Source organism: Novosphingobium sp. 17-62-19, from assembly GCF_002256775.1.
GTDB lineage: Bacteria > Pseudomonadota > Alphaproteobacteria > Sphingomonadales > Sphingomonadaceae > Novosphingobium.
In genome coordinates this window covers 1-24,774 of the sequence record NZ_NCII01000040.1, presented here as the reverse complement: position 1 = coordinate 24,774, position 24,774 = coordinate 1, and the positions used below count along the sequence as shown (strand labels likewise).

At 62.9% G+C, this 24,774-nt stretch carries 24 protein-coding genes; 16 read left to right on the top strand and 8 right to left on the bottom strand.

Annotation, left to right across the window (positions count from 1 at the left end):
- The first annotated feature begins 34 nt into the window (after nt 1-34).
- From der to B7X90_RS09190, 3 genes are all read left to right on the top strand, one after another.
- Nucleotides 35-1,420: a ribosome biogenesis GTPase Der gene (gene der / locus B7X90_RS09200; protein ID WP_292623785.1), complete on the top strand. Its 1,386-nt coding sequence runs from the start codon at nt 35-37 to the stop codon at nt 1,418-1,420.
- Nucleotide 1,421: 1 nt separating this feature from the next.
- Nucleotides 1,422-1,847: a DUF983 domain-containing protein gene (locus B7X90_RS09195; RefSeq protein ID WP_292623783.1), complete on the top strand. Its 426-nt coding sequence runs from the start codon at nt 1,422-1,424 to the stop codon at nt 1,845-1,847.
- Between the two features lie 77 nt (nt 1,848-1,924).
- Nucleotides 1,925-2,698, top strand: a complete 774-nt coding sequence (locus B7X90_RS09190) for an SDR family NAD(P)-dependent oxidoreductase (protein WP_292623782.1) — start codon at nt 1,925-1,927, stop codon at nt 2,696-2,698.
- Between the two features lie 122 nt (nt 2,699-2,820).
- Here the strand turns inward: B7X90_RS09190 and B7X90_RS09185 are convergent, their stop codons facing one another.
- The gene (locus B7X90_RS09185; RefSeq protein ID WP_292623781.1) at nt 2,821-4,812 is read right to left on the bottom strand and encodes a protein-disulfide reductase DsbD domain-containing protein; all 1,992 of its coding nucleotides are present in this window, start codon (nt 4,810-4,812) and stop codon (nt 2,821-2,823) included.
- 173 nt (nt 4,813-4,985) lie between these two features.
- On the opposite strand from B7X90_RS09185, the gene B7X90_RS09180 reads away from it, so the two are divergent.
- Nucleotides 4,986-6,665, top strand: coding sequence for an alkaline phosphatase family protein (locus tag B7X90_RS09180; protein WP_292623779.1), 1,680 nt, complete (start codon nt 4,986-4,988; stop codon nt 6,663-6,665).
- A complete protein-coding gene (locus B7X90_RS09175; RefSeq protein ID WP_292623777.1) occupies nt 6,662-7,882 on the top strand; it encodes a UbiH/UbiF/VisC/COQ6 family ubiquinone biosynthesis hydroxylase in 1,221 nt (406 codons plus the stop codon). The genes B7X90_RS09180 and B7X90_RS09175 overlap by 4 nt, the downstream gene beginning before the upstream one ends.
- Nucleotides 7,883-7,907: 25 nt before the next feature.
- Here the strand turns inward: B7X90_RS09175 and B7X90_RS09170 are convergent, their stop codons facing one another.
- The 3 genes from B7X90_RS09170 to hemC all read right to left on the bottom strand — a co-directional run bounded on the left by B7X90_RS09170 (nt 7,908) and on the right by hemC (nt 10,506).
- Nucleotides 7,908-8,777, bottom strand: coding sequence for a hypothetical protein (locus B7X90_RS09170; RefSeq protein ID WP_292623775.1), 870 nt, complete (start codon nt 8,775-8,777; stop codon nt 7,908-7,910).
- A 92-nt stretch (nt 8,778-8,869) separates the two neighbouring features.
- Nucleotides 8,870-9,562: a uroporphyrinogen-III synthase gene (locus B7X90_RS09165; RefSeq protein ID WP_292623774.1), complete on the bottom strand. Its 693-nt coding sequence runs from the start codon at nt 9,560-9,562 to the stop codon at nt 8,870-8,872.
- A complete protein-coding gene (gene hemC / locus B7X90_RS09160; protein ID WP_292623772.1) occupies nt 9,559-10,506 on the bottom strand; it encodes a hydroxymethylbilane synthase in 948 nt (315 codons plus the stop codon). The genes B7X90_RS09165 and hemC overlap by 4 nt, the downstream gene beginning before the upstream one ends.
- Nucleotides 10,507-10,551: 45 nt before the next feature.
- On the opposite strand from hemC, the gene tsaD reads away from it, so the two are divergent.
- The 4 genes from tsaD to B7X90_RS09140 are packed head-to-tail and all read left to right on the top strand — an operon-like array spanning nt 10,552 to nt 14,642.
- On the top strand, nt 10,552-11,604 hold the full coding sequence (gene tsaD, locus B7X90_RS09155) for a tRNA (adenosine(37)-N6)-threonylcarbamoyltransferase complex transferase subunit TsaD (RefSeq protein ID WP_292623770.1): 1,053 nt from the start codon (nt 10,552-10,554) through the stop codon (nt 11,602-11,604).
- Nucleotides 11,601-12,596 carry an NAD(P)H-dependent glycerol-3-phosphate dehydrogenase gene (locus tag B7X90_RS09150; protein WP_292623767.1) on the top strand — a complete coding sequence of 332 codons (996 nt, stop codon included), beginning with the start codon at nt 11,601-11,603 and terminating at the stop codon, nt 12,594-12,596. Before tsaD ends, B7X90_RS09150 begins: the two co-directional genes overlap by 4 nt.
- Nucleotides 12,589-14,070 carry an oligosaccharide flippase family protein gene (locus B7X90_RS09145; protein WP_292623765.1) on the top strand — a complete coding sequence of 494 codons (1,482 nt, stop codon included), beginning with the start codon at nt 12,589-12,591 and terminating at the stop codon, nt 14,068-14,070. The genes B7X90_RS09150 and B7X90_RS09145 overlap by 8 nt, the downstream gene beginning before the upstream one ends.
- Before the next feature lie 20 nt (nt 14,071-14,090).
- Nucleotides 14,091-14,642 (top strand): hypothetical protein, encoded by a 552-nt coding sequence (locus tag B7X90_RS09140; protein ID WP_292623764.1) that lies wholly within the window; start codon nt 14,091-14,093, stop codon nt 14,640-14,642.
- Nucleotides 14,643-14,692: 50 nt separating this feature from the next.
- Here the strand turns inward: B7X90_RS09140 and B7X90_RS09135 are convergent, their stop codons facing one another.
- The 4 genes from B7X90_RS09135 to uvrB form a co-directional block, all read right to left on the bottom strand.
- Nucleotides 14,693-15,259 (bottom strand): hypothetical protein, encoded by a 567-nt coding sequence (locus tag B7X90_RS09135; protein ID WP_292623762.1) that lies wholly within the window; start codon nt 15,257-15,259, stop codon nt 14,693-14,695.
- A 7-nt stretch (nt 15,260-15,266) separates the two neighbouring features.
- Nucleotides 15,267-15,584 carry a HigA family addiction module antitoxin gene (locus B7X90_RS09130; RefSeq protein WP_292623761.1) on the bottom strand — a complete coding sequence of 106 codons (318 nt, stop codon included), beginning with the start codon at nt 15,582-15,584 and terminating at the stop codon, nt 15,267-15,269.
- On the bottom strand, nt 15,556-15,840 hold the full coding sequence (locus tag B7X90_RS09125; protein WP_292623758.1) for a type II toxin-antitoxin system RelE/ParE family toxin: 285 nt from the start codon (nt 15,838-15,840) through the stop codon (nt 15,556-15,558). The genes B7X90_RS09130 and B7X90_RS09125 overlap by 29 nt, the downstream gene beginning before the upstream one ends.
- A 143-nt stretch (nt 15,841-15,983) precedes the next feature.
- Nucleotides 15,984-18,173, bottom strand: coding sequence for an excinuclease ABC subunit UvrB (gene uvrB, locus B7X90_RS09120; protein WP_292623757.1), 2,190 nt, complete (start codon nt 18,171-18,173; stop codon nt 15,984-15,986).
- A 112-nt stretch (nt 18,174-18,285) separates the two neighbouring features.
- Here uvrB and B7X90_RS09115 point away from each other — a divergent pair, with 112 nt between their 5' ends.
- The 7 genes from B7X90_RS09115 to B7X90_RS09085 form a co-directional block, all read left to right on the top strand.
- Nucleotides 18,286-18,834: a DUF3617 domain-containing protein gene (locus B7X90_RS09115; RefSeq protein ID WP_292623755.1), complete on the top strand. Its 549-nt coding sequence runs from the start codon at nt 18,286-18,288 to the stop codon at nt 18,832-18,834.
- Between the two features lie 79 nt (nt 18,835-18,913).
- Complete coding sequence (locus B7X90_RS09110) at nt 18,914-19,714, top strand: alpha/beta fold hydrolase (RefSeq protein WP_292623753.1); 801 nt, start codon at nt 18,914-18,916, stop codon at nt 19,712-19,714.
- Between the two features lie 105 nt (nt 19,715-19,819).
- Entirely contained in the window at nt 19,820-21,253 is a 1,434-nt protein-coding gene (locus tag B7X90_RS09105; protein ID WP_292623751.1) for a circularly permuted type 2 ATP-grasp protein, read from the top strand.
- Nucleotides 21,253-22,200, top strand: coding sequence for an alpha-E domain-containing protein (locus B7X90_RS09100; protein ID WP_292623750.1), 948 nt, complete (start codon nt 21,253-21,255; stop codon nt 22,198-22,200). Before B7X90_RS09105 ends, B7X90_RS09100 begins: the two co-directional genes overlap by 1 nt.
- Before the next feature lie 11 nt (nt 22,201-22,211).
- Nucleotides 22,212-23,024, top strand: a complete 813-nt coding sequence (locus B7X90_RS09095; RefSeq protein ID WP_292623747.1) for a transglutaminase family protein — start codon at nt 22,212-22,214, stop codon at nt 23,022-23,024.
- An 83-nt stretch (nt 23,025-23,107) separates the two neighbouring features.
- Nucleotides 23,108-23,872 carry a proteasome-type protease gene (locus B7X90_RS09090; protein ID WP_292623745.1) on the top strand — a complete coding sequence of 255 codons (765 nt, stop codon included), beginning with the start codon at nt 23,108-23,110 and terminating at the stop codon, nt 23,870-23,872.
- Between the two features lie 262 nt (nt 23,873-24,134).
- Nucleotides 24,135-24,774 (top strand): LuxR C-terminal-related transcriptional regulator (locus B7X90_RS09085; protein WP_292623743.1); only part of this gene is annotated, 640 nt, incomplete at its 3' end.

Sequence of the window (24,774 nt, the reverse complement as noted above, 5' to 3'; positions counted from 1 at the left end):
TGCGTTCACGCGCGGGAACAGCCACGGGAGGCCTATGCGCCCTCAAGTTATCATTATCGGACGCCCGAATGTCGGGAAGTCCACCATTTTCAACCGCCTTGTGGGCAAGAAGCTCGCACTGGTGGACGATCAGCCCGGCGTTACGCGTGACCGCCGCTTTGGCGATGCCACGCTGCTGGGCCTCGATTTCACTATCGTCGACACCGCCGGTTGGGAAGACGAAGACCCCTCGACGCTGCCCGGACGGATGCGCAAGCAGACCGAAGCATCGCTGGTTGGCGCCGATGTGGCGCTATTTGTTATCGATGCGCGTGCAGGCGTCACCCCGCTGGACGAGGAAATCGCCCGCTATCTGCGCCAGAACCGTGTGCCCATCGTGCTGATGGCGAACAAGGCTGAAGGCCGTCAGGGCGATCCGGGCATTTTCGATGCCTTCTCGCTCGGCTTTGGTGAACCCATCGCGTTCTCTGCCGAACACGGGCAGGGCTTGGCCGATCTGTTCGAAGCGCTGCGCCCGCATATCGAGGCCAAGCAGTCCGAAGAGGACGAGGACGATGCGCTTTCGATTGATGACGAGGAGGAGTTCGATCCCGAATCGGTCCTGAAACTTGCCATCGTTGGCCGCCCGAATGCGGGCAAGTCCACGCTGATCAACCGGCTGCTGGGCGAAGATCGCCTGCTGACCGGGCCGGAGGCGGGCATCACGCGCGATTCGATTGCGATTGACTGGCAGTGGTTCGATCCCAAGCGCGAAGGCTATCGCCCGGTGCGCCTGATCGACACGGCAGGGATGCGCAAGAAGGCCAACGTGGTCGACAAGCTGGAACGCATGTCGGTTGCCGATGCGCGCCACGCCATCGACTTTGCCGAAGTTGTCGTGCTGATGCTCGATGCCACGCGCGGGCTGGAGCATCAGGACCTCAAGATCGCCTCGATGGTGCTGGAAGAAGGTCGCGCGCTGATGATCGCGATCAACAAGTGGGACATTGCCGAAGATCCTTCGGGCCTGTTTCAGGGCATTCGTGCCGCGCTGGAAGATGGCCTTGCGCAAGTGCGTGGCGTGCCGTTGCTGGCGATTTCGGGCCGCACCGGCAAGGGGCTGGACGAAATGCTCAGCGCCGCCTTTGAAATCCGCGCCGCATGGTCAAAGCGCGTGGCCACCGCCGCGCTCAATCGCTGGTTCGATGATGCACTGGCCGCCAATCCGCCGCCCGCGCCGGGTGGCCGCCGCATCAAGCTGCGCTATATCACGCAGGCCAAAACGCGCCCTCCGGGCTTCATCCTGTTCGGCACGCGGCTGGATCAGTTGCCCGAAAGCTATCGGCGCTATCTGATCAACAGCATCCGCCGCGAACTGGGCTTTGACGCCGTGCCGATCCGCATGACGTTGCGCAGCCCCAAGAACCCGTTCGCGAAGTAACATGCCAGACGCTGCCCTGCCGATTGATCGCACCAGCCTTCCGCAAGGATTGGGTGGTGCGCTGTGGCGGGGGGTGAAGGGCAAGTGTCCGCGCTGTGGCGGGACGCACCTGTTTGCCGCGTTCCTCAAGCCGGTGGAGCGGTGCCGCCTGTGCGGCCAGAACTGGACGCTGCACGCGGCCGACGATTTCCCGCCCTATATCGCCATCCTGCTGACGGGGCACATCATGGCGCCGGTCATCATCGAACTTGGCCTCAGCCCTGCCGTTCCGGCGTGGGCGATGATGCTGATTGTGGCGGTGATGGCTGTCGGGCTGCTTGGCGCGTTCCTGCAACCAGCCAAAGGCGGCGTTATTGCGCTGCAATGGTGGTTGGGGATGCAAGGCTTTGCGGCAAAGCCGGGCAGGGTTGAAGCGGGGCTAAAATAGCCGGTTTCCTGCCGCAAGTCAGAGCTTGCGCGATTTAAGCATTCGGTTAAATCCTCTCGCCGGAAATGGAGAGGTTGATGGACAGTCCACGCTATTCGCTTGAAGGCCGTGTTGCGCTGATCACCGGCGCGTCGTCCGGGCTGGGCGCGCATTTTGCGCGGCTCTATGCGGCGGCAGGCGCGGCTGTGGTGGTCGGGGCGCGGCGGGTTGACCGGGTGGCCACGCTGGCGGACGAGATCAACGGCGCAGGCGGCAAGGCACAGGCCGTGGCGCTGGATGTGACCGACGAGGCTTCTATCATTGCTGCATATGATGCTGCTGAGGCCGGGCTGGGCGTGCCCAATGTGGTGGTGGCCAATGCAGGGATCGTGGAGGCTGGGCGCTCGGTCGATCTGCCAGCGGATGCCATGCGGCGTGTGGTCGATACCAATTTCAACGGGGTGTACCTCACCGCGCGCGAGGGTGCGCGACGGATGATTGCGGCGGGATCGAAGCAATCGGAGAAGGGGCGTGTGATCCTCACTGGCTCGATCACCGCGCAATTGACCGCACAGGGTGATAGTGCCTATGCCGCCACGAAGCTGGCGGTGCAGCATCTGGGGCGGCAGTTTGCGCGCGAATGGGCGCGGCTGGGGATCAACGTCAACGTGATCCAGCCGGGCTATATCCGCACCGAGATTGACGGCGATTGGTTCGATACCGAAGGCGGCAAGGCGCAGATCGCCGCGTGGCCGAGGAAGCGGCTGACCGAGATTTCGGCACTGGACGATATGATGCTGTTCTTTGCGTCGGATGCGTCAAGGCAGGTGACGGGGACGTTTATTTCGGTGGATGATGGGCAGAGTTTGTAACGCGCCCCAAGCGTAACATTGCGTCCCCGCGTAGGCGGGGACCTCAGGCCGTCTGCGCTGACCCATCATAAACTGCACGAGGCCCCCGCCTTCGCGGGGGCGCACTGAGCTATAGTGAAGAGCTAATTGCTGGGCAATTCCGCCAGCAAATCGGGCGTCAGCACTTGCGGCAACTGGCGCGGTTCTGCGCCCTTTGCCGGATACCAAAGGTAAAGCGGAACGCCTGCAACGCCCTGCGCGGTCAGGAATTTTGTGATGGCCGGATCGCGGCGCGTCCAGTCTCCTACCAGCACGACCACGCCTGCTTTTTCAAACGCGGCCCTGGTGCTTTCGCGCTCGATCGAGGTGCCCTCGTTGACCTTGCAGGACAGGCACCAGTCGGCGGTGAAATAGGCGAATACAGGCTTTCCAGCCTTGCGCGCTTCCGCAAGGGCCGCTTCGGAGAAGGGCTTGGCTGCGAGCAGGCCACCGCTTTCAGCGGCGGGCGCATTGGCAAGGCGCGGGGTGGCGGCGAAGGCGGCAGCGCCGAGCAGGAGCGTGGCGGGCAATGTCCACGCCATGACCGCGCGTCCCCGGCGCTGGCCCTTGCCGGTGAAGGCCAGAAGCACGACCAATGCCGAGGCGAGCGCGACAATTGCGGCAGTGAACTCAGCCCCACCTACGCGCCACGCCAGCCAACCCAAGGCTAGCGCGGTGAGGCCCATCGGCAGCGCCATCCAGCGGCGGAAACGCTCCATCCACGCGCCGGGCTTGGGCAGCAGGCGGCGCAACGCGGGGACGAAGCCGAGCAGCAGGAACGGCAAGGCAAGGCCGAGACCCAGCGCCGCGAACACGCCCAGTGCTGCCCAGATCGGCAGGACCAGTGCCGCACCCATCGCGGCGGCCATGAACGGGCCGGTGCAGGGCGTGGCGACGAACGCGGCCAGCAGGCCGGTGCCGAACGCGCCGGAAGTGCCCGCGCCGCGCTCCACCGACAGGCCGGGGAGCTCATAGACGCCCAGCAAGTTGGCGGTGATCGCCACGGCGAGCAGCAGCAGGACGGCAATGACGCCGGGTTCCTGCAACTGGAACGCCCAACCGACTTGTTCCCCGCCCGCGCGCAGGGCCAGCATCACGCCGCCGAGCAGCAGGCAGGCGAGCACGACGCCGCCGGTGTAGGCCAGCCCTTCGGACCGCGCGTTGTGCGAATTGCCACGGGCGAGGGCGAGCGCTTTGAGGCTGAGGATCGGGAAGACGCAGGGCATGATGTTGAGGATCAGCCCGCCAAGGAACGCGCCGAGGAGTGCAAGGCCGAGCGTGGCGGCGGAAAAGGTGGCCGTTCCGCCCACTTCCTCGCCGCTTGTGGAGACGGCGCCCGGCGCGGCGGTGAACGCGATGCCGCCTGCGTCCTTGCCCATCCCCAGCACGCCTTCGACCTTTTGCACGGGCGCGGGCGAAGCGGCGAGCGGCACCTCCACGATCAGCGTATCGCCATCGCGAAAGAAGCGCTGCGGCGCGCCATAGTTCGCCAGACCCTCGGTAGAGAGGAACAGGTGTGGAGCGTCGAGCGTGGCCGAGGCGGGGAAAGGCAGGGCGATGCGCAGGGCCTTGTCGGTCAGCGCAAAGCTGCCTGTACGATCAAGCGGGGCAGGCAGGGCGGCGCGCCAAGCCTCGAAGCGGGCGTCTTTTGCCCCGTTGCCGATTGTAACTGTGCCTTGCAGGTCTGCGCGTTCGGGGACGCAAATCGCGTCGGTGCAAGCCAGCCACTGCGCTTTGACGCTAATCGGCAGCGTGGTGCCCTGAACTGCACCTACAGGCACCCTGAAAGGCACCAGGACGGCGTAATCATGCTCGTAAACGTGGTTCATCAGGCCCTGGATGACCAAAGTCTGCGGCACCGGAAACTGCATAGCGCCGGTTGTGACCCCTTGCGGCAACGTCCAGTCGAGCGCGAGGCCATAACCTGCATCGCCGGGGTTGGACCAATAGCCGTGCCAGCCCTTTTCCGGCTGCATCAGGAGCGCAAGCGTGACCGTGGCGCCTGGCTCCACAGGACCTTCGGCCAGCAGTGACGCCTGCACGTGGTTGGGCGCAGCGCGCGCCGGAGCAAAGCTCAGCAGCAATAGCGCGGTCATAAACATCGCTATGATGCGCAAAGTGTTGATCCGGGCCGTTTCGCTGATCGGCATAAGGGAGCCAAGGTCCAAAAAGGCCCCTTGAACGAGAGCGCAAGCGGGGCCATGCGTAGCGCTCTTGGGCGTCCTACGGCTGGCCTTGCCTTGAGTCCAGTAAGTTTGCCCATAGGAGTATGTCGCGCGTGAAAAGCCTAGCCAAGTTCGTTGCCGTGCTGATGGCGACTGCCCTGCCTATGATCCCCGCCAGCGCGCAGGAAGTGCTGCCAGCGGTGAGCCAGCAGGTTCCGGCCAATGCGCCCCGGCTGATCGTGGCGATTGCGATCGACCAGTTCTCGGCCGACATTTTTGCGCAGTATCGCCAGCGCTTTACCGGCGGCTTTGCGCGGCTGACGCAAGGTGCAGTATTTCCGGCAGGGTATCAGAGTCATGCGGCGACCGAGACTTGCCCCGGCCATTCCACGATCCTTACCGGCAACCGCCCTGCGCATACCGGGATCATTGCCAATTCATGGATCGACCAGTCGGTCACGGTGGGGCCGAACGTGGTCTATTGCGCCGAAGACGTCGCGCAGCGCAGTGCGGGGTCCAAGGACTATGTCGCCTCCACTGTGCATCTGCTGGTGCCGACGCTGGGCGAGTGGATGAAGCAGGCCAATCCGGCGGCGCGCAATATCGCCGTTTCGGGCAAGGATCGCGGCGCGCTGATGATGGGCGGGCACGATATCGATCAGGTTTACTGGTGGAAGGGCAAAGGCTTTGCCACGCTGAACGGGCGCGAAATCGGCCCGGCTGCCGCAGCGCAGAATGATGAGATCACCAAAGTGCTGGCCAAGGGTGCCGCCGAATTTCCGCTGCCAGAATATTGCCGCCGTGCTGACCGTGCAATCAAGGCGGGCAGCGTGACCATCGGTAATGGTCATTTCGCGCTGAAAGCGGGCGATGCCAATGCTTTCCGCACATCGCCCCGGCTGGACCGGGCAACGCTGGATCTGGGCCTGAAGCTGGTGGACGAACAGAAGCTGGGCAAAGGCGCGGTGCCCGATGTGCTGTCGGTCAGTTTGTCCGCAACGGACTATGTGGGGCATGGCACCGGCACCGAAGGCGCGGAAATGTGCATTCAGTTGACCCAGCTTGACATGGCGCTGGGCGATTTCTTCGCCAGTCTGGACAAGCGTGGGATCGACTATGGCGTGGTGCTGACGGCGGATCACGGCGGGTTCGATTTGCCTGAGCGGCTGCACGAGCAAGCGCTTGAGACATCGTCACGGGTGAGCGAGGCGGTGTCGGCCAAGGCGCTGTCGGATACGCTGGGCAAGCGTTACGGACTGGAGACCAAGGGCCTGATCCTGTCGGACGGTGCTTCGGGTGATTACTGGCTGCGGCGCGATCTGGCGGCCGGTCTGAAGGGCAAGCTGGTTGACGACGCCAAGGCTTTGCTTGAGGCTGACCCACAGGTGGAAGTGGTGCTTTCTGCCGCCGAAATTGCGGCAACCCCGATGCCGACCACATCGCCCGAAACGTGGACTTTGGCCGAACGTGCACGCGCTTCGTATAACCCGCTGCATTCAGGCGATTTCGTGGTGTTCCTGAAGCGCGGGGTGGTGCCGATTGCCAATCCGGGGCCGGGTTATGTGGCCACGCATGGCAGCCCGTGGGACTATGACCGGCGCGTGCCGATCCTGTTCTGGCGCAAGGGCATGACAGGTTTTGAACAGCCCAGCGCGGTGGAAACGGTGGACATCGCGCCATCACTTGCGGCATGGATCGGGCTCAAGATCCCCCAAGGTGCATTTGACGGACGCTGCCTCGACCTTGATGGTGGCCCCGGCAATACGTGTGGAGCGATCAGGTGAGCGATTCGAATTCGGATGTGGTGATCCTTGGCGGCGGGCTGGTCGGCATGACGCTGGCCATTGGCCTTGCCAAGGCGGGGATCAGTTCGCACGTTGTCGACAATTCGGACCCTGCGGCCCAGACGGCGGACGGCTTTGATGGACGCGCTTCGGCGATCTCTACCGCAAGCTGGAACCTCTACACCAATCTTGGCATGGCCGATGAATTGGCGCCCAAGGGGTGTCCGATTGCTTCCATCGCCGTGACCGACGGGATGAAGCCGGGGCGCATCGATTTCCAGCCGGGTGACGGAGATGGTTCGCTGGGCCGCATGTACGCCAACCGCGATTTGCGCATTGTCATGTATGGTGTGGCCGCGCGTGAAAAAGCGATCACCTTTCATCCCAACAGCCACGTCGTTTCGCGTGAGCGTGGCGAGCATGGCGTTGCCGTGACTCTCGCCGACGGGCGAGTTTTGAAGGGGCGTTTGCTGGTCGCGGCAGAGGGCCGCAAGTCTCCCACCCGCGATGAGGCAGGGTTCACGTCCGCCAAGTGGGACTACGGCCACCGCGCAATCATCGCCGGGCTGACGCATGAGAAGCCGCACGGCAACGTGGCGTGGGAAGTGTTCTATCCAGCCGGGCCGTTTGCGCTGCTGCCGTTGCGTGATGGTGAGGACGGCAAGCATCGCTCTGCGCTGGTCTGGACGGTGGCAGAAAAAGATGCTGCCGCTGTTCTGGCCATGCCCGAGGCGATGTTCCTGGGCGAAGTGGCGAGCCGGATGCACGGCATTTTTGGCGAGATTGCGCTGGCGAGTCCGCGCACGTCCTACCCGCTGAATTTCCACCACACAGCAAAGATCGTGGAAGACCGGCTGGCGCTGGTGGGCGATGCGGCGCACGGGATGCACCCGATTGCCGGGCAGGGCCTGAATGTGGGGCTGCGCGATGTGGCCGCGTTGGTCGAGGTGCTGGCCGATGGCGCGCGCTTGGGGCTTGATGTAGGTGATGCGCAATTGCTGGCGCGATATGAACGCTGGCGTGCGGTCGATACCTTCATGGTGGCTACCGCGACTGACGTTCTGACGCGGCTGTTCGGCATTCCGGGCAAGCTTCCGTCTGCCGTGCGCCGCCTTGGTATGGCGGGGGTTCAGCGCGCTGCGCCCCTCAAGCGCTGGTTCATGGATGAGGCGCGCGGGATGAGCGGGAACCTGCCAAGGTTGCTGCGCGCAGCCTGAGCTTTCTGCTTGGAAATCCGGCGGTTTAGAAATCCGGTGCGGACGGCGCGGCAACGGAAGCAGAGGCCTCTGGCGTTTCCGGCACTGACGTGATGGTTGGCTCTGCTGGCGCGGAAACCGGCTGCGCCCCGGTGAGCGCGGCTGCCTCAAGCTGATCGAGCGCGCGCTGCGCGGCCATGTAGTCACGTGCGCGGACGATCCAGCCGTTGGCTGCGGCACGGCCCGGCATCTTTTCGATTTCTGCCACGGCGGCTTCCACTTTGCCGCCGGCAAGGAAAGCGCGCGTGCGTTCAAGCCGCACTTCGGGGGCAGGAGACGGCGAATCATCGTGACGGATTACAAAGAGGTCGGAGACCTGACGGGTCAGCCAGTCCCACGTGCCTTCGTCCTTTGCCCCGCCGACAAGCTGGGTGGCGAGGAGTTCGAATTCTTCGCCGAGCTGTGAAATCGTGACCGGCATGACCCCCGCAGCAATTACCCGATCCACCGCGGCGCCTTGCGTCTGCCCGAAGCGGGCGCGAAGCTGGGTTTCGATCCAACCGAGCGGCTGGCCGCGTTCAATGGCGCGCCGCGCAGCGAAGGCCAGCAGCAGTGCTTCGGCGTGGCTGGCATTGCCCGAGGCGGCGATGGCCTGCTGGTTCAATTCGGCGAGGCGCTGTTCGAGCGCGGCAAGCTTTGCGCTGGCGCTATCGATTTGCGCATCGACCTGAGCACGATTGGCGACGGCCACAGCTTCGGCAGCCGAGGCGCTGGGTGAGGGCGGCGCGATGGGAGACGTAACGAGTTGCGGCACACCGGAATCGCCAACCTGCACATCAATCAGGCCATTGCGCCAGCCAAGCCATGCCGCTCCGGCAGCGCCTGCGAGCAGGCATCCTGCCGCCAGAGCTGCCATAGTGCGGCCCCCAATACCGCTTCGTCGCGGTGTCGTTTGTGGGCTGTAGCCTAAATCTTGCATCCGTTTTCGCTTGTCCTGTCGCCCCGATGTCACACTCTCTTGCACATTCGCAGGGCAGTTTCCAGCAGCATGGCATCGGTTCTTGCAGGAGCGGTGGCAATTGCCGCCCAACCTTCTCCAGCGAGCGTGGCGATGCGAGGCGCAAGGCACGCGATGCGGACTGATTTTCTTGAAATTCCTAGCCTTTTGCACTCTGCGGCGAAATGGCGCGCGGCCTCGCCAGAGTGCAGCAGCACAACGGCGCTAGCCTCCAAAATGTGCACCAGCGCACTTGGAAGCGGTGATCTACGTGCCGCATAAGCCACTGTTGTCTCGATTCGCACACCGGGTTTCGGGGTGAGTTCGACGCGGTCTTCACCGGCGATTCGGATGTATCTCCCCGGTGGCAGCGTTGCGACGACGGGCTGGAGGCCGCCTTCACCGATGTGGCTGACCGTGAAGCCCGCCGCACGCGCGCTGGCGGCGGTCGTCTCACCCACGGCGATGACCGGAACATCTCTTAGAGTTTGCAATACCTCACCGCCGTGGCGGAAAACGTTGGCGCTTCCGGCAAGGATGGCATCAAACGGACCTTCAGGCATATCCCACGCAAGCGGTTCGATAGTGAACAGGGGAAAGGCCAGCGCCTCGGCGCCGCGTTCGCGGGCGGCGGCGCAAGTGGCATCGTTGCCCGGTTGTGGGCGAATTACGATGATCGGCAACGGCTTGGAACGCGCGGTCATTCGCCTGAGAAGTGGACAGTTACCGATTCAGGCGCATGGGCCAGCAGGCGATGCGCCAGCCGCTGTGGGCCGTCGGTATCGTCCGGCGCGAAGGTTTCGTGCGCTTCGATCCGTTCTGCACCATCCGGGCTGTAGATCGCGGCGCGCAGGGTGAGCGAGGCTTCGTGGTGGGTAGTCAGCACGGCAATCGGGCTGTGGCAATTGCCGCCCAGCGCCTTGAGTAGGGCACGTTCGGCCATGACAGCGTTATGCGTCGGCTGGTCATCGATGGCAGACAGATAGCCGCGCACGCGCTCATTCGCGGCGAGGCATTCGATGCCGATTGCGCCTTGGGCCGGGGCGGGGAGCCATTCGTGTTCGGACAGCGGTGTGCCGACACCGGTCTGGTCCAGCCGTTGCAATCCGGCTGCGGCGAGCAGCGTCACGTCCGCTTCGCCAGACTGCAGCTTGGCCAGCCGCGTGGCGACATTGCCGCGAAAGCCGACGATGGTGAGGTCTGATCGCGCGTGGAGCATTTGCGCTGCACGGCGTGGCGCGCTGGTGCCGACGCGCGCACCGGGCGGAATGGCATGGATGGAGGCCGCACCCACCAGCACGTCGCGCACGTCGGCGCGGGGTAGAACGGCGGCGATGCAGAATTGTTCAGGACGCAGCGTTTCCACGTCCTTCATGGAATGGACTGCAATGTCGATCTCGCCATCGAACAGCCAGGCGTCCAGTTCTTTGGTCCACAGCGCCTTGCCGCCGATTTCGGCCAAGGGACGATCGAGAATCTTGTCGCCGCTGGCGGTCACGGCAACGATTTCGACCATAGCTTCGGGCCAGCCGTGCGCCGCGCAAAGGCGCGCGCGGGTTTCATACGCTTGCGCCATGGCAAGCGGCGAGGCGCGGGTGCCCAGCTTCAGAGGGCGTTCAGGCGAGGCTTCTATCGGCTGCGTGTTCATGCTCTGCTTGCCGTAACCGGGATTATCACTAGAGGGAAGCGCCAGATGGCCCTGATCCTTGGCATAGAATCCAGTTGTGATGAAACCGCCGCCGCGGTGATCGACAGCAATGGCACGACGCTGACAGAGCGGATCGTGGCGCAACGCATTGCCTCGCAAGATGATGCGCACCGGCCCTATGGCGGCGTGGTGCCCGAAATTGCGGCGCGCGCGCATGTGGAAGTGCTGGGTCCGATGGTGGGCGCGGTGCTGGCCGATGCAGGGCTGGCGCTGGACGATATGGACGCGATTGCGGCGACGGCGGGGCCGGGGCTGATCGGTGGCGTGATGGTCGGGCTTGTGACTGGGAAGGCGCTGGCGATGGCGGCGGGTAAGCCGCTGATCGCCGTGAACCATCTGGAAGGCCACGCGCTTTCGCCAAGGCTTGCCGATGCTTCGTTGCATTACCCCTATCTGCTGCTGCTGGTTTCAGGTGGGCATTGCCAGATTTTGGAGGTTGCGGGCGTTGGCCAGTATCGCCGCCTTGCCACCACGATTGACGATGCGCTGGGTGAGGCTTTCGACAAGACGGCCAAGATTCTCGGACTTGGCTATCCCGGTGGGCCTGCTGTGGAACGGCTGGCGCGTGAGGGCAATGCGAAGGCGGTGTCGTTGCCGCGCCCGCTGGTGGGAAGTGGCGAGCCGCACTTCTCGTTCGCCGGGCTGAAAAGCGCAGTGATGCGGGCGAAGGATGCGGGCATTCATTTGGACGCTGATATTGCTGCTTCGTTCCAGCAGGCTGCACTTGATTGCGTGGTGGACCGCACGCGGATTGCGCTGGGTGCGGCCTCGGAAGGAATGACCGCGCTGGTCGTGGCGGGCGGAGTTGCCGCCAATGCGGCTTTGCGGGGCGCGTTGGAGGCTCTGGCGGCACAACACGGGTTGCCCCTGGTCGCTCCGCCGCCAAAGCTGTGCACAGACAATGCCGCGATGATCGGCTGGGCTGGCGCGGAGCGGTTCGCTCTGGGATATGTTGACGGCCTTGATGTGGCGGCGCGCCCGCGCTGGCCGCTCGATGCCAATGCCGCGCCGGTGCGTGGTGCGGGGGTGAAGGGATGACTGCTGCTGTTGGGGTGGTCGGTGCAGGCGCGTGGGGCACAGCCCTTGCGCAGATGCTGGCAAGCGACGGGCGCGACGTGCTGCTTTGGGCGCGTGAGGCTGAACTGGTTGACGAGATCAATTCGGCTCGCACCAACAGCCTGTTCCTGCCATCGGCTAGGCTGGCTCCCACGATCCGCGCGACGACGAACTTGGCCGATATGGCGGCGCTGCCGGTGTTGCTGATGGTCACGCCCGCGCAGTTCCTTGCCAGCGTGCTGGGTGGCATCGGGCGTGAGGGGGGCGATGTTGTGCTCTGCTCCAAGGGGATCGAGGCGGGCACCGGGCGGCTGATGGCCGATGTGGCGCGTGCCGCTGCACCGGGGGCAAGCCTTGCGGTGCTGTCCGGTCCAACCTTCGCGCACGAAGTTGCCGCTGGGTTGCCGACGGCGGTGACACTGGCGTGCGAGGGCGGCGAGGCGCAGTGGCAACGGCTTTCTGCCGCCATCGCGCGGCCCACGTTCCGACCCTATTTTTCCGATGACGTGACCGGCGCAGAGATTGGCGGGGCGGTGAAGAACGTGCTGGCCATTGCCTGTGGTGTGGTGGACGGGCTGGGCCTTGGCCAGAATGCGCGCGCGGCGCTGATCAGCCGGGGCTTTGCCGAAATGCAGCGCTTCGGGCTGGCGCTTGGCGCAAAGGCGGAGACGCTTTCGGGCCTTTCAGGGTTGGGTGATCTGGTGCTGACCTGTTCGTCCACATCAAGCCGCAACTTTTCGCTCGGCAAGGCGCTGGGTGAGGGTGCCCTTGCGGCTGATGTGCTGGGCGCGAAAAATTCGGTGGCGGAAGGCGCGTTCACCGCCCCGGTGCTGGCCGAAATCGCAAGCAATCGCGGTATCTCCATGCCGATTGTCGAGGCGGTGGTTGCTCTGCTGGAAGGCGCTGCCCCGGCGCGTGATGTCGTGGCTGGATTGCTGTCTCGTCCGCTGAGGGCGGAAAACCCGCTTGTCTGACGCTGCCCAACCTCCGCAGCAGGACATTGCGGCGCTGGCCAAAGGCGGGCGCACGAACTTCCTTGGCTTCCTGCTGCGTCTGCTTGCGCGCATCCCGTTTCTGTTCATCGCCAGCCGCCTTTATGGAGCGCCCGCGATGGGCCGGTTTGCTTCGGCGCTGGTCATGGTCGAGTTCGCCGGGATGCTGGCGACGCTGGGACAAAAGCGTGGGCTGGCGCAACGCCTTGCTGAAAACGACGAGCATCCGGCCAACGTGGTGGGCGATGCGGTGCTGTTGGCTTCATCGCTGGCGCTGGGCATGGGCGCGCTGATTTATCTGTTCCCGGAATCGATGTATCCCAGTGGCAATTTCAACATGGCCGATACATTGCTGGTGCTGGCCATCCCCGGCCTTGCGCTGGGCGATCTGGCGCTGGCGGCGCTGGCCTATCGCTTTGACGTGGCCACCACCGTGCGCGCGCGTTCGGTGGTAGAGCCGTGGACAATCTCCATTGCGGCAGGCGCGTTTTACTTCGTGTGGCCTGAATCCGGCCTCAGTCTTGCCTATCTCGCTTCGGTCTGGGCGGCGACGGGGGTGGCGCTGTTCGTGCTGGTCCGCACATATGGCCTGCCGCAAGCGTGGAAGCCGCGCCCGGCGCTGCTGTGGCAAATTGCGCGGCGCAATATTCCGCTGGCTGGGGCCGATGCGGTGGAGTGGGGCACGCGCAAGCTCGATGTGTTCATCCTGCGCTTCTTTGTGGGAGAGGCGGCGGTTGGCATCTACTACTTCGCGCAGCAGATCGCTTCGCTGCCGCAGAAGCTGAAGACCAGTTTCGAACCGGTGCTTGGTCCGGTGATCACCCGCAGCGTCAAGGACAAGGACTACGCGGCGATTGCCAAGCAGGTCTGTCAGGTCGGCTTCTGGATCGGGGCTGCACAGATCGGAATTGCGATGGCGCTGGGCATTCCGGGCGAAGGGCTGATGGGCCTTGGCGGGCCTGCCTTCGTTTCGGGCACGGCGGCGCTGGCGTTCCTGCTGATTGCCGAGGTCGTGGCATCGAAGGCAGTCGTGAGCGAAGCGGCGCTGGTCTATCTGGCCCGTATGCGCAACTTGTGGATCAGCCTTGCGACCATCGCGTTTCAGGCGGTTCTGACGATCGCCTTGATCGTGGTGGCCAAGAATGCAGGCTGGGGACCGATGTATGTTGCGGCAGCGGCCTCGCTGGCGTTGGCGCTGTCGCTCGGACTGTCTTCGGCAGTGAAATCGCGGGTGCTTTCGCGCATTCTGGGCCATTCGATCAGTAATTGGCGTTGGGGCCTTGCCTGGGCCATCGTGCCTGCGCTGGCGGTGGGCATTGCCACCACGTGGCTGCCCGAGTGGGCTGAACTCGCGCTTGGAATTCCCATGATTCTGGGTATTTACTGCTACATGTTGTGGGTCCGCGCGTTCGGGCCGGAGGATCGCGTGCTGTTCCGCAAGCAGCAGGCGGCCTGAGGGAATCAAGGGGACTTCAGATGATGCAGATGTTCGAAGCCAACCAGGCCTTGCTGGCGGGCATCGTCCTGGTGATCGTGTTCGTCGTCTGGTGGGTGTGGGGGCGGAGCAAGCCTGCGCCCAAGAAGCGCGAATATACCGACGTTCTTTCGGAAGGCGCGGAAAAGGCGGCGCGGAACAATGCGTTGATCGATGCGCCTAGCGCTGCGGCGATGGTTACGCCGCCGCCCGTGGTCATTCCGTCACCCGGCGCGGGCACGATGGCAGGGATTGGCGAAGTGGTGGCTGCGGCTGCAACCGTAGAGATTGCCGATGCCGCGCCGGTTGGCACAACGGGCGATGACCTTGGCCGCATCAAAGGTGTCGGGCCTAAGCTGAAAGCGTTGCTGACCTCTCTCGGCGTTACCACTTATGCACAGATCGCGGCTTGGACCGATGAGGACATTGCGAAGATCAATGCCCAACTCGGCACGTTTGCGGGCCGTCCGTTGCGCGACAACTGGGTGGAGCAGGCCAAGCTTCTGGCTGGCGGCGACAAGGCGGCTTATGAGGCCAAGTTCGGCAAGGTCTGAACCAGCCTCCCGTTCGTGTCTCGACTACGCTCGACACGAACGGATTTGGATTATTCGGTGGTTTGGTTGGTGTCCGTCGGCATGGGCACAGCAACCGGTGCAGCGCTGCGGCAACGGCTGAGCACGTCGCCGATGGCACTGCCCGCAGAAACCTTGATCATGCCCGCACCGGGCAAAGTGCCGGTAAAGGCACCCCGCATCACGTCTGCGCGGGCATCGGAGGCGGCAATCGTCCCCTGCCACAGATAACCGCGCTGGCCGGGAACCGAAGTCGCATCCACCGGCAGGCGCAAGATGCCATCGCTTCCCACCAGCGCAAACAAGGCCTGCGCCCCAACTGGCGCTGCGGCATGACGGGTGACGACCAGCACACCCTCACGGCAGGCGACCGACACCAGCGGCGTCTCCCCCGGATGCCCGAACCGCGCCGACTGCGCATCGGGCGCAGCGGCCCACACCGGTTCTGACAAAGCCTCACGCACCCCCGGCAGAGCTTCGCCCGCAGGCATGGCGAGCCGCACCGCGTTGTCCGGCGCACCCTCGCGCACCGGCGTGGCGGGGGATTGCGAGCAGGCGGCGAGGGTGAGCGCGAGGATTGTGGGGGCGGAAAACTTCATGGCGAAATCAGGCGGCGCGGGGCACGATCCGTTCAAGATCGCCTTCGAGAGCGCGCTTGGCTTTGCGCAGTTCGAACTGGTCCTGCAGGCGCAGGAAAAAGCCCTCGGACATACGGAAATAGCGGGCGAGGCGAAGATCGAGTTCGCCATCAATCCGCGCTGCGCCGCCAATCACTGCTGACAGACGCGCAGGTTCCACACCGATTGCTGCTGCCAGTGCGGCGCAATCGAGTTCCAGCGGCTCCATGAATTCCGACACGAGCAATTCGCCCGCGTGGGGGTTGTGCAGCCATTCGTCATCGGTGGTAGTCGGTGATTTCGACATCGTGGGCATTTCCGTCCTTCCAGACGAAACATATGCGCCATTGCCGGTTAATGGAAATGGAATGTTGCCCTGCGCGGTCCTTCTTCAGGTCATGAAGACGGTTGCTGGGTGGGTTCTTCAGATCGTCCAACTCGGCGGCTGCATCGAGCATGGCCAGCTTGGTGAGGGCGCGTTGCTGTATTTCGGCAGGCAGCTTGCGGCTGCGCTGGCCAAGCCAGACGGCCTCGGTTTCCTTGTTGGCAAAGCTGACGATCATGGCTGCGGTTCCTTGGTGCAACCCGATATACCGTCCCCACTAGGATTTTAACGAACACGGCAACTGCGTTTTCCCAGAGAAAATAGTCAAGTATCTGAATTAAATATAAAATATTATGCCCATTTTGCGGTTAAGCAAGATCATCACTTCCCCCACTTCGTCTTTTGGCTCTTCCCATACCTTGTCTTGCGCGTCCCCGGCTTGCCCTCGTTGCTCCGCCCCACAATCGGCGCTTTGTGCTCACTCGCAGGCAGGCCAAGCTCGGTCGCTTCCAGCCGTCTGATCTCATCGCGCAACCGGCCGGCTTCCTCGAACTCCAGATCCGCCGCAGCAGCGCGCATCTTCTTTTCCAGATCCTCGATATATCCGCGCAGGTTGTGGCCGACGAGGTTGTTGGTGCCTTCGGCGTCGATGTCCACCAGCACGCCGTCGCGGTTTGACGTGTCTGCCACGATGTCGTGGATGTTGCGCTTGATGGTGGTGGGAGTGATGCCGTGGAGGGCGTTGTATTCTTCCTGCTTGGCGCGGCGGCGGTCGGTTTCAGCGATGGCGCGTTCCATACTGCCGGTCATGCGGTCGGCATAGAGGATCACGCGGCCATCGACGTTGCGCGCGGCGCGGCCAATGGTCTGGATCAGCGAGGTTTCGCTGCGCAGGAAGCCTTCCTTGTCCGCGTCCAGAATGGTCACCAGCCCGCATTCTGGAATGTCGAGGCCTTCGCGCAGCAGGTTGATGCCGACCAGCACGTCATAGACGCCGAGCCGCAGATCGCGGATCAGTTCGATGCGTTCCAGCGTTTCAACATCGGAGTGCATGTAGCGCACGCGCAGGCCCGCCTCGTGCATGAACTCGGTAAGGTCTTCGGCCATGCGCTTGGTCAGCGTGGTGACAAGCGTGCGGTAGCCGTTGGCGGCGGTCTTCTTGCACTCGTTGATGCAGTCCTGCACCTGATCTTCGACCGGGCGGATTTCCACCGGCGGGTCGATCAGCCCGGTGGGGCGGATCACCTGTTCAGCAAAGACGCCGCCTGCCTGCTCCATTTCCCACGATGCGGGCGTTGCAGAAACCGCCACCGTCTGCGGGCGCATCGCGTCCCATTCGTTGAAACGCAGCGGGCGGTTGTCGATGCAGCTGGGCAGGCGGAAGCCGTATTCGGCCAGCGTCAGCTTGCGCCGGTGGTCCCCGCGCGCCATCGCGCCGATCTGCGGCACGGTCTGGTGGCTTTCGTCGAGGAACAGCAAGCAATTGTCGGGCAGGTACTCAAACAACGTCGGCGGCGGCTCGCCCGGCAGACGTCCGGTCAGGAAGCGGCTGTAGTTCTCGATCCCGGCGCATGAGCCGGTGGCGGCGATCATTTCGAGGTCGAAGTTGGTGCGCTGCTCCAGCCGCTGCGCCTCCAGAAGCTTGCCCTCGGCCACCAGTTCCTTCAGCCGCTCGGTCAGTTCGAAGCGGATGGCCTGCGCTGCCTGCTGCATCGTCGGGCCGGGCGTGACGTAGTGCGAATTGGCATAGACGCGCACGTTGGTCAGCTTCGCGCCGGTCTTGCCGGTCAGCGGATCGAACTCGGCGATCTGCTCCACCTCGTCACCAAAGAAGCTGATGCGCCAGGCCGTATCGTCATAGTGCGAGGGGAAGATTTCGAGATTGTCGCCCCGCACGCGAAAGTTGCCGCGCCCAAAGCCGGTATCGTTGCGCTTGTACTGCAGCGCCACCAGCTTGCGGATGATCTCGCCGCTGTCGACCGTCTGCCCGGCTTTCAGATCGAAGATCATCGCCGAATAGGTTTCGACCGAGCCGATGCCGTAGATGCACGAGACCGAGGCGACGATGATCACGTCGTCGCGTTCCAGCAAGGACCGCGTGGCCGAATGGCGCATCCGGTCGATCGCCTCGTTGGTCGAGCTTTCCTTCTCGATGTAGGTGTCAGACCGGGGGACGTAGGCTTCGGGCTGATAATAGTCGTAGTAGGAGACGAAGTACTCCACAGCGTTCTCAGGGAAGAAGCTCTTCATCTCGCCATAGAGCTGCGCGGCGAGGATCTTGTTGGGTGCCAGGATCAGGGCAGGGCGCTGCAGTTCCTCGATCACTTTGGCCATCGTAAAAGTCTTGCCCGAGCCGGTGACGCCGAGCAGAACCTGCGTCTGATCGCCATCGCGCGTGGCGGCTACAAGGTCGGCAATCGCGGTGGGTTGGTCGCCTGCTGGTTCGTATTCCGAGACGACCTTGAACGGCCTGCCGCCCTCGACCTTGTCTGGCCGCGCGGGGCGGTGGGGCACGAAAGTGCCGGACGTGTCGGGCTCTTCGAGTCCCCTGCGGATAACGAGTTCAGCCATGCCGCCGGATATGGGGAACAAACCGCGTCCACGCAACCATGGTGACGCACGGCACTGGCGCTTTTCCGCCCGGCTGTTAGCTTCGCCGCCGGAACGAAAGACGGAGAGCCTCATGCGTGCCAAGATTGCCCTGATCCCGCTGCTTCTGCTGGCCGCCTGTGGCGAAGATGCCACGGTCGAAAAGAAGAACGCGAGCACCGCTGAAGTGGCCAAATCGGTTGCCGATGCGGGCATGAAGCTCAAGCCGGGGCGCTGGGAGCTGACGATGAAGTTCGCCAAGCTTGAAGTCGAAGGGATGCCGCCCGAAGCCAAACAGGCGATGGAGCAGATGATGGGGCAGAGCCGCACGTTCGCGTCTTGCCTGACACCGGAAGAGGCTGAAAAGCCCGATGGTGGATTTTTTGGCCAGCAGGGCGAGGACTGCCGTTATGACAGCTTCACCATGGGCAACGGCAAGATCGATGCAGCCATGACCTGCAAAAGCCCCGGCGGTGAAGGCACGCCTGCGGCGAAAATGAAGATGTCGGGCACTTACAGCGAAGGGGCCTATGACATGAAAATGAACATGGATGGCAGCGCCCCCAACGGCAAGACAATGTCGGTAGAGATGGCCATGAACTCCAAGCACGTCGGCGAATGCAAGGGTGACGAGGTGTCATAGTTTCGCATTCTTGACGTAATTTTGAAACAAACACGCGATGCTGGCGTTCATCGGCGGTTAGGCCGATAGGGTGCACGCCATGACTATGATCGCGCAACACACAGTAAACGAAGGCGGTTTCGCGCAGTTCTCTGCGCGAATCGCTCTGGTGCGCGCCGAAATGGCGCGGCGCGGCGCGCTGGCGTTCCAGCCGCGCCCGGCAGGTGTGCGTGGGCCGAAGTGGCAGGCCTTGCTGGGCGAACTGCGCACGCCGGTTGAACATTGGCAGGCCACCCGCCAGCCGCGTATAGTGAGCGAGCCGTCTGCGCCTTCGCGCGCCGTTATGCTCCTGCCCGGCTTTGGCACGCACCCTGCGCGGATGAAGCCGCTGGGCCGTGCGCTTGAAGCCGCCGGGCACCGCGTCAGTGACTGGGGCCTCGGCTTCAACTTTGGCCCGACCGAAGACCGCTTCGAGCGCCTGTGCGAGCGCGTGGTTGCCATGGCGCGCAAGGAAGGTGAGCCGCTGGTGCTCATTGGCTGGAGCCTTGGTGGAATTTTTGCGCGCGAAGTGGCGCGCAAGCACCCTGAAGCAGTGCGGCTGGTCATCACTATGGGCACGCCCTTTTCAGGTGACCGTCGCGCAAACAACGCCTGGCGCGCCTACCAGCTGATCGCGGGCCATTCGGTGGACACACCGCCGATCGGCATGGAGATGTCGGTCAAGCCGCCGGTGCCCACAGTTGCTTTGTGGAGCGCGCGCGACGGTATCGTTTCCCCCCGCTCGTCGTGCGGCCGCAAAGGCGAGCGCGATCTTGCCGTGCCGATGCGCTGCACGCATCTGGGCTTTGCCGCACATCCTGATGTTGCAGCGATGTTGAAACGATTGGTTGCTGCCTACTAGGCGCCTTGCTCCAACGCGGCGCAAATTTATTTCGCAGGTGCAACATTCGTACACTTGGCAACGCCTTTGCGTTGTGCAAGCTTCGTCGGCGAACGGGATGTGCCTATGACAAAAACCTCGCCCTCGTCTTATGACGAGATGCTCCACGCCGATGGATCGGTGCGCTCGGCTTACGCTGGATATTGCCAGTGGCATGATGAGCAGCCGCCAGACCTGCTGAGGCGAAAGGGGAGTGAGGCTGAGGCTTTCTTTCGGCGCACTGGCATCACCTTCAACGTCTATGGAAATGAGGACGCTGAGGAGCGGCTGATTCCGTTCGACATGGTGCCGCGCATAATCACTGCGCAACAATGGCGCAAGCTACAGCGCGGAATCGAACAGCGGGTGAGGGCGCTCAACGCGTTCCTCCATGACCTCTATCACCGGCAGGAAATCGTGCGATCAGGCAGGTTGCCTGCGCGGCTGCTGAAAAACAACGAAGCGTTCCTGCCCGAAATGGTCGGCTTCACGCCGCCGGGCGGGGTCTATACGCACATCGTCGGGATCGATCTTGTCCGCACGGGCGAAGATGATTTCATGGTGCTGGAAGACAATGCCCGCACCCCGTCTGGCGTCTCCTATATGCTGGAGAACCGCGAAACGATGATGGCGATGTTCCCGGAACTGTTCACCCGCGTTCGGGTGCGCGAGGTATCGGACTATCCGCGCCGCCTTGCCCGCAGCCTTGCCGCCTGCGCCCCCGCAGCGTTTAATGGCAAGAAACCGGTGGTCGCGGTGCTTACGCCCGGCATCTACAATTCGGCCTATTTCGAACACGCATTTCTGGCCGACCAGATGGGAGCCGAACTGGTCGAAGGCAGCGACTTGCGGGTGGAGAATGGCCGCATCGCCATGCGCACCACGCGCGGGTATCAGCCGATTGATGTGCTCTACCGCCGGGTGGATGACGAATATCTCGATCCGCTGACCTTCAACCCGAATTCGGTGCTTGGCGTATCGGGCATCATGGACGTCTATCGGGGGGGCGGCATCACCATTGCCAATGCACCGGGAACGGGCATTGCCGATGACAAGGCGATCTATTCGTTCATGCCGGAAATCGTCGAATTCTATACTGGCGAAAAGCCGATCCTGCCCAACGTGCCGACCTGGCGCTGTGCAGAACCGGATGCACTGGCCTATGTCCTTGATAATCTGGCCGATCTTGTGGTTAAGGAAGTTCATGGGTCGGGCGGCTATGGCATGTTGATCGGGCCTACATCGTCGAAAAGGGAACTGGCAGCATTCGAGGCCAAGCTGCGCGCGAAGCCCGAAAACTACATCGCCCAACCCACGCTGTCGCTGTCCACCGTGCCGATCCTGACCAAGGCAGGTCTTGCGCCACGCCATGTAGATCTGCGGCCCTTCGTGCTGGTCAGCCCGAACGGGATAGACATTACACCGGGCGGGCTGACGCGGGTCGCACTGAAAAAGGGATCGCTTGTGGTGAACTCGTCGCAAGGCGGTGGCACCAAGGACAGCTGGGTACTGGACGACTGATGTTAGGCAGATCCGCAAACGGCATTTTCTGGCTATTCCGCTACCTTGAACGTGCGGAGAACATCTCGCGCCTGATCGAGGCCGGGTTCCGCATGGCGCTTACCCGCGATGCATCCGATGCTTCTGACGAATGGCGGTCGCTCATCGTCACGCTCGGCTTGCGGCAAGCGTTCGAGGCGCGGCACGGGACGGAATATACCGGGCCTCACGTGTTCAACTTCATCCTGCGCGACAGGGACAACCCCGGCAGCATCCTTGCGATCACCGAAGAGGCGCGGACCAACGCGCGCATGGTGCGTGGTGGTATCACGCGCGAGGTGTGGGAATCAGTCAACGATGGCTGGATGCAGCTGAAGGAGGCGCTGGCCCGCCCTGTCACCGAAACACGGCTTGGCGCTGTGCTCGATCTTGTCCGCCGTCAGTCCACGCAAGTGCGCGGCGCGATGGAAGGCACCATGCTGCGCAACGAGATCTACAATTTCGCGCGCCTCGGCAGCTTCATCGAACGGGCAGACAACACCGCGCGTATCCTCGACGTGAAATATTATGTGCTGCTGCCGTCCGTCTCATATGTCGGGTCCAGTCTGGACAATGTGCAGTGGGAAAACGTGTTGCGCTCTGTCGCGGGTGAACGCGCCTATCGCTGGCTCAATGCCGGACGCATGGACCCGCGCGGCATTGCCGAGTTCCTGATCCTTGACGGACGCTTCCCGCGCAGTCTCGCGTTCTGCTATTCAAAGCTGCGGTCAAACCTTGCCAGTCTGGCGCGCGAATATGGCGGTGAAATGCATTGCCATGAAATTCTGCGCGACGCCGATTGCCAGTTCCACCACGCCACAATCGAGGCGATCTTCGAACAGGGCCTGCACGAATTCATCGGCACGTTCATCCGCAACAACACCGCGCTGGCGCTGCAGATTCAGCGCGATTACCGCTTCATCGATTAGGTCGAAACTCCATGCGCCTCGCCATCGACCATACCACGCATTACGTTTTCTCCGGGCCTGTCAGCCGCGGATTGCAGCGTTTGCGCCTGATGCCCAAGACATCCTCGGGCCAGCGCGTGATCGAATGGAACATGCATTTCGAAGGCGCGCTGCGGCAGGTCGAATACGAGGATCCCAACAGCAATCACGTCACGCTGATCTCGTTCGATCCCGGCGTTACCGAGGTGACGATCCGCTGCGAAGGGATCGTCGATACCAATGATGAGAATGGCATCATCGGACGCCATTCCGGTTTCATGCCGATGTGGCAGTTTCTTGAACAGACCGACCTCACGCGCGCCGGACCCCGAACGCGCAGTCTGCTGGCCGCGCTGGGCAACGAGACGAACACGCTGGCGACGCTGCACGCCCTGTCTGCGCATATACGTGAGCGGGTGGAATATGCCGCCGGTCACACAGATTCCGCCACTACGGCAGAAGGCGTGCTGCTGGCCGGGCGTGGAGTTTGTCAGGACCATGCCCACGTCTTCATTGGTGCTGCCCGTGCATTGGGCTTTCCGGCGCGCTATGTCAGCGGATACCTGATGATGAATGACCGGGTGGATCAGGACGCAGGCCATGCCTGGGCCGAAGCCTTCGTCGAAGGGTTGGGCTGGGTCGGCTTCGATATCTCCAACGGCATCAGCCCCGATGCGCGTTACGTTCGCGTTGCCACGGGTCGCGATTATCGGGATGCTGCACCGGTTACGGGGATAAGATACGGCGCGCGGGATGAATCCATGCACGTGAAGCTTGCCGTGCAGCAACAGCGTGTGGAACAATAAGCCGCTCAATTGGCCCAAGACGGGAAGATTCGGCGTGCGCGCCGGGTGAAGTCATTGGCGTTAGGAAAAGTCGGGGCAGGGCGATGACGTATTGCGTGGGAATGGTGCTCGACAAGGGCCTCGTGTTGATGAGCGACACGCGCACCAACTCCGGCGTCGATAACATCTCGGTATTCCGCAAGATGTTCCACTGGGCGGTGCCTGGCGAACGCCAGATCACGATCATGACGGCGGGCAACCTTGCCACGACTCAGGCCGTGATTTCGCAATTGGAAGAGCGCAACAAGGCACCCAGCGATCGCAGACCCTCCATTCTTGATGCGCCGACGATGTTTCAGGTGGCTACGCTGGTTGGCAACCTTCTGCGCGGCGTGATCGAAGGGCGACAGGAAGGCGGTATGCAGTCCGAAGGCCCGCGCTTTACCGCTTCGATCATCGTTGCAGGCCAGATTCAGGACATGGAACCGCGCCTGTTCATGATCTACCCTGAAGGCAATTTCATTGAGGCAAGCTTCGACACGCCCTTCTTCCAGATTGGCGAAACCAAGTACGGCCGCCCGATCCTGTTGCGCGGCTATGATCGCACAATGTCATTCGAAGATGCGGTCAAGCTGGTTATGGTGTCCTTCGATTCCACACTGGCTGCCAATCTGTCGGTCGGCTTGCCGCTGGATCTGATGGTGATGGAGCGTGATCGGTTTGAGCCGTTGCACCAGCGTCGCATCCTGGCCAACGACCCATATTTCACGTCTATCTCGTCGAGTTGGAGCGAGGCCTTGCGCCAAGCCTTCCACTCACTGCCCGATTACACATTCGTGCAGGATGGTGAACAGATCGCCGAAAGCTGACCTTCGTGAATCCAAGACAGCGGCCTACTTCGCAGATCAACATGCTTAACGCTATGTAACGAGAATCACGTGATTCTCTGAGAATTAGTCGCAATATTCTAAAAATTGCACTGCGGATGGTTCGCATTAAAACGATTGCATCCGTTCCCGAAGCGATCTTCCTAAGGAAAAACGTGTAAGCGGCTGCATTAGCGTTCACATTCGGTTCATTCCGAAACTAACCTTTGTGGCGGAAAATCTGGGCAGGCGCATACCTGCAAACATGGTTGATCGCGTAACACTCCACATCCTCGATGGTGACTCCGCCCGCAGGGCGCAACTCGCACGGCTTGCATTTGCAGCTGGCCATCATGCTGAAATCTATGCCTCGGCGGACGAGCTGCTGTCCCATGCCCCCTCGGGTGGTCTGGTGCTTGCGCAGGACGAGCCGGTCGGCGAAGGCATCCCCCGCCTGATCGCGGCGATGATGCACGCCGGGCACTGGCTGCCGGTCATAGCCATAGCAGAAGCGCCGGAGACGGCGGCGGTCGTCCGCTCGATCAAGGCGGGCGCGCTGGACTACTTGGCAATGCCCTCGCAAATCGGCCCATTGAATGAAGCGATTTCGCGCGCTGCCAGAGAGGCTGACAGTTTCCGCGCCCAACGCGCCCGCGCCGCCGAAGCCCGCCAGCGCATCTCGCGCCTCAGTTCACGCGAACGCGAAGTGCTTGATCGTCTTGCCGAAGGCTGCAGCAACAAGGCCATCGCCCGCGATCTCGATATCAGCCCGCGTACAGTCGAAATTCATCGCATGAAGATGATGGGTAAGCGCCGACGGAAGGTGGCGTTGACGCGGCCTGTCAGGCTTTGCGGCGTGTCCGCGGCGCCCATTTTTTCGCGAGCGCTTCCAGCCTTGCCTCGAT

Bases quoted from the DNA above. Each gene is read 5' to 3' on its own strand.
- der (WP_292623785.1), top strand. From the start codon at position 35: ATGCGCCCTCAAGTTATCATTATCGGACGCCCGAATGTCGGGAAGTCC.
- B7X90_RS09195 (WP_292623783.1), top strand. From the start codon at position 1,422: ATGCCAGACGCTGCCCTGCCGATTGATCGCACCAGCCTTCCGCAAGGA.
- B7X90_RS09190 (WP_292623782.1), top strand. From the start codon at position 1,925: ATGGACAGTCCACGCTATTCGCTTGAAGGCCGTGTTGCGCTGATCACC.
- B7X90_RS09185 (WP_292623781.1), bottom strand. From the start codon at position 4,812: ATGACCGCGCTATTGCTGCTGAGCTTTGCTCCGGCGCGCGCTGCGCCC.
- B7X90_RS09180 (WP_292623779.1), top strand. From the start codon at position 4,986: ATGTCGCGCGTGAAAAGCCTAGCCAAGTTCGTTGCCGTGCTGATGGCG.
- B7X90_RS09170 (WP_292623775.1), bottom strand. From the start codon at position 8,777: ATGGCAGCTCTGGCGGCAGGATGCCTGCTCGCAGGCGCTGCCGGAGCG.
- B7X90_RS09165 (WP_292623774.1), bottom strand. From the start codon at position 9,562: ATGACCGCGCGTTCCAAGCCGTTGCCGATCATCGTAATTCGCCCACAA.
- hemC (WP_292623772.1), bottom strand. From the start codon at position 10,506: ATGAACACGCAGCCGATAGAAGCCTCGCCTGAACGCCCTCTGAAGCTG.
- tsaD (WP_292623770.1), top strand. From the start codon at position 10,552: ATGGCCCTGATCCTTGGCATAGAATCCAGTTGTGATGAAACCGCCGCC.
- B7X90_RS09150 (WP_292623767.1), top strand. From the start codon at position 11,601: ATGACTGCTGCTGTTGGGGTGGTCGGTGCAGGCGCGTGGGGCACAGCC.
- B7X90_RS09140 (WP_292623764.1), top strand. From the start codon at position 14,091: ATGATGCAGATGTTCGAAGCCAACCAGGCCTTGCTGGCGGGCATCGTC.
- B7X90_RS09135 (WP_292623762.1), bottom strand. From the start codon at position 15,259: ATGAAGTTTTCCGCCCCCACAATCCTCGCGCTCACCCTCGCCGCCTGC.
- B7X90_RS09130 (WP_292623761.1), bottom strand. From the start codon at position 15,584: ATGTCGAAATCACCGACTACCACCGATGACGAATGGCTGCACAACCCC.
- B7X90_RS09125 (WP_292623758.1), bottom strand. From the start codon at position 15,840: ATGATCGTCAGCTTTGCCAACAAGGAAACCGAGGCCGTCTGGCTTGGC.
- uvrB (WP_292623757.1), bottom strand. From the start codon at position 18,173: ATGGCTGAACTCGTTATCCGCAGGGGACTCGAAGAGCCCGACACGTCC.
- B7X90_RS09115 (WP_292623755.1), top strand. From the start codon at position 18,286: ATGCGTGCCAAGATTGCCCTGATCCCGCTGCTTCTGCTGGCCGCCTGT.
- B7X90_RS09110 (WP_292623753.1), top strand. From the start codon at position 18,914: ATGACTATGATCGCGCAACACACAGTAAACGAAGGCGGTTTCGCGCAG.
- B7X90_RS09105 (WP_292623751.1), top strand. From the start codon at position 19,820: ATGACAAAAACCTCGCCCTCGTCTTATGACGAGATGCTCCACGCCGAT.
- B7X90_RS09100 (WP_292623750.1), top strand. From the start codon at position 21,253: ATGTTAGGCAGATCCGCAAACGGCATTTTCTGGCTATTCCGCTACCTT.
- B7X90_RS09095 (WP_292623747.1), top strand. From the start codon at position 22,212: ATGCGCCTCGCCATCGACCATACCACGCATTACGTTTTCTCCGGGCCT.
- B7X90_RS09090 (WP_292623745.1), top strand. From the start codon at position 23,108: ATGACGTATTGCGTGGGAATGGTGCTCGACAAGGGCCTCGTGTTGATG.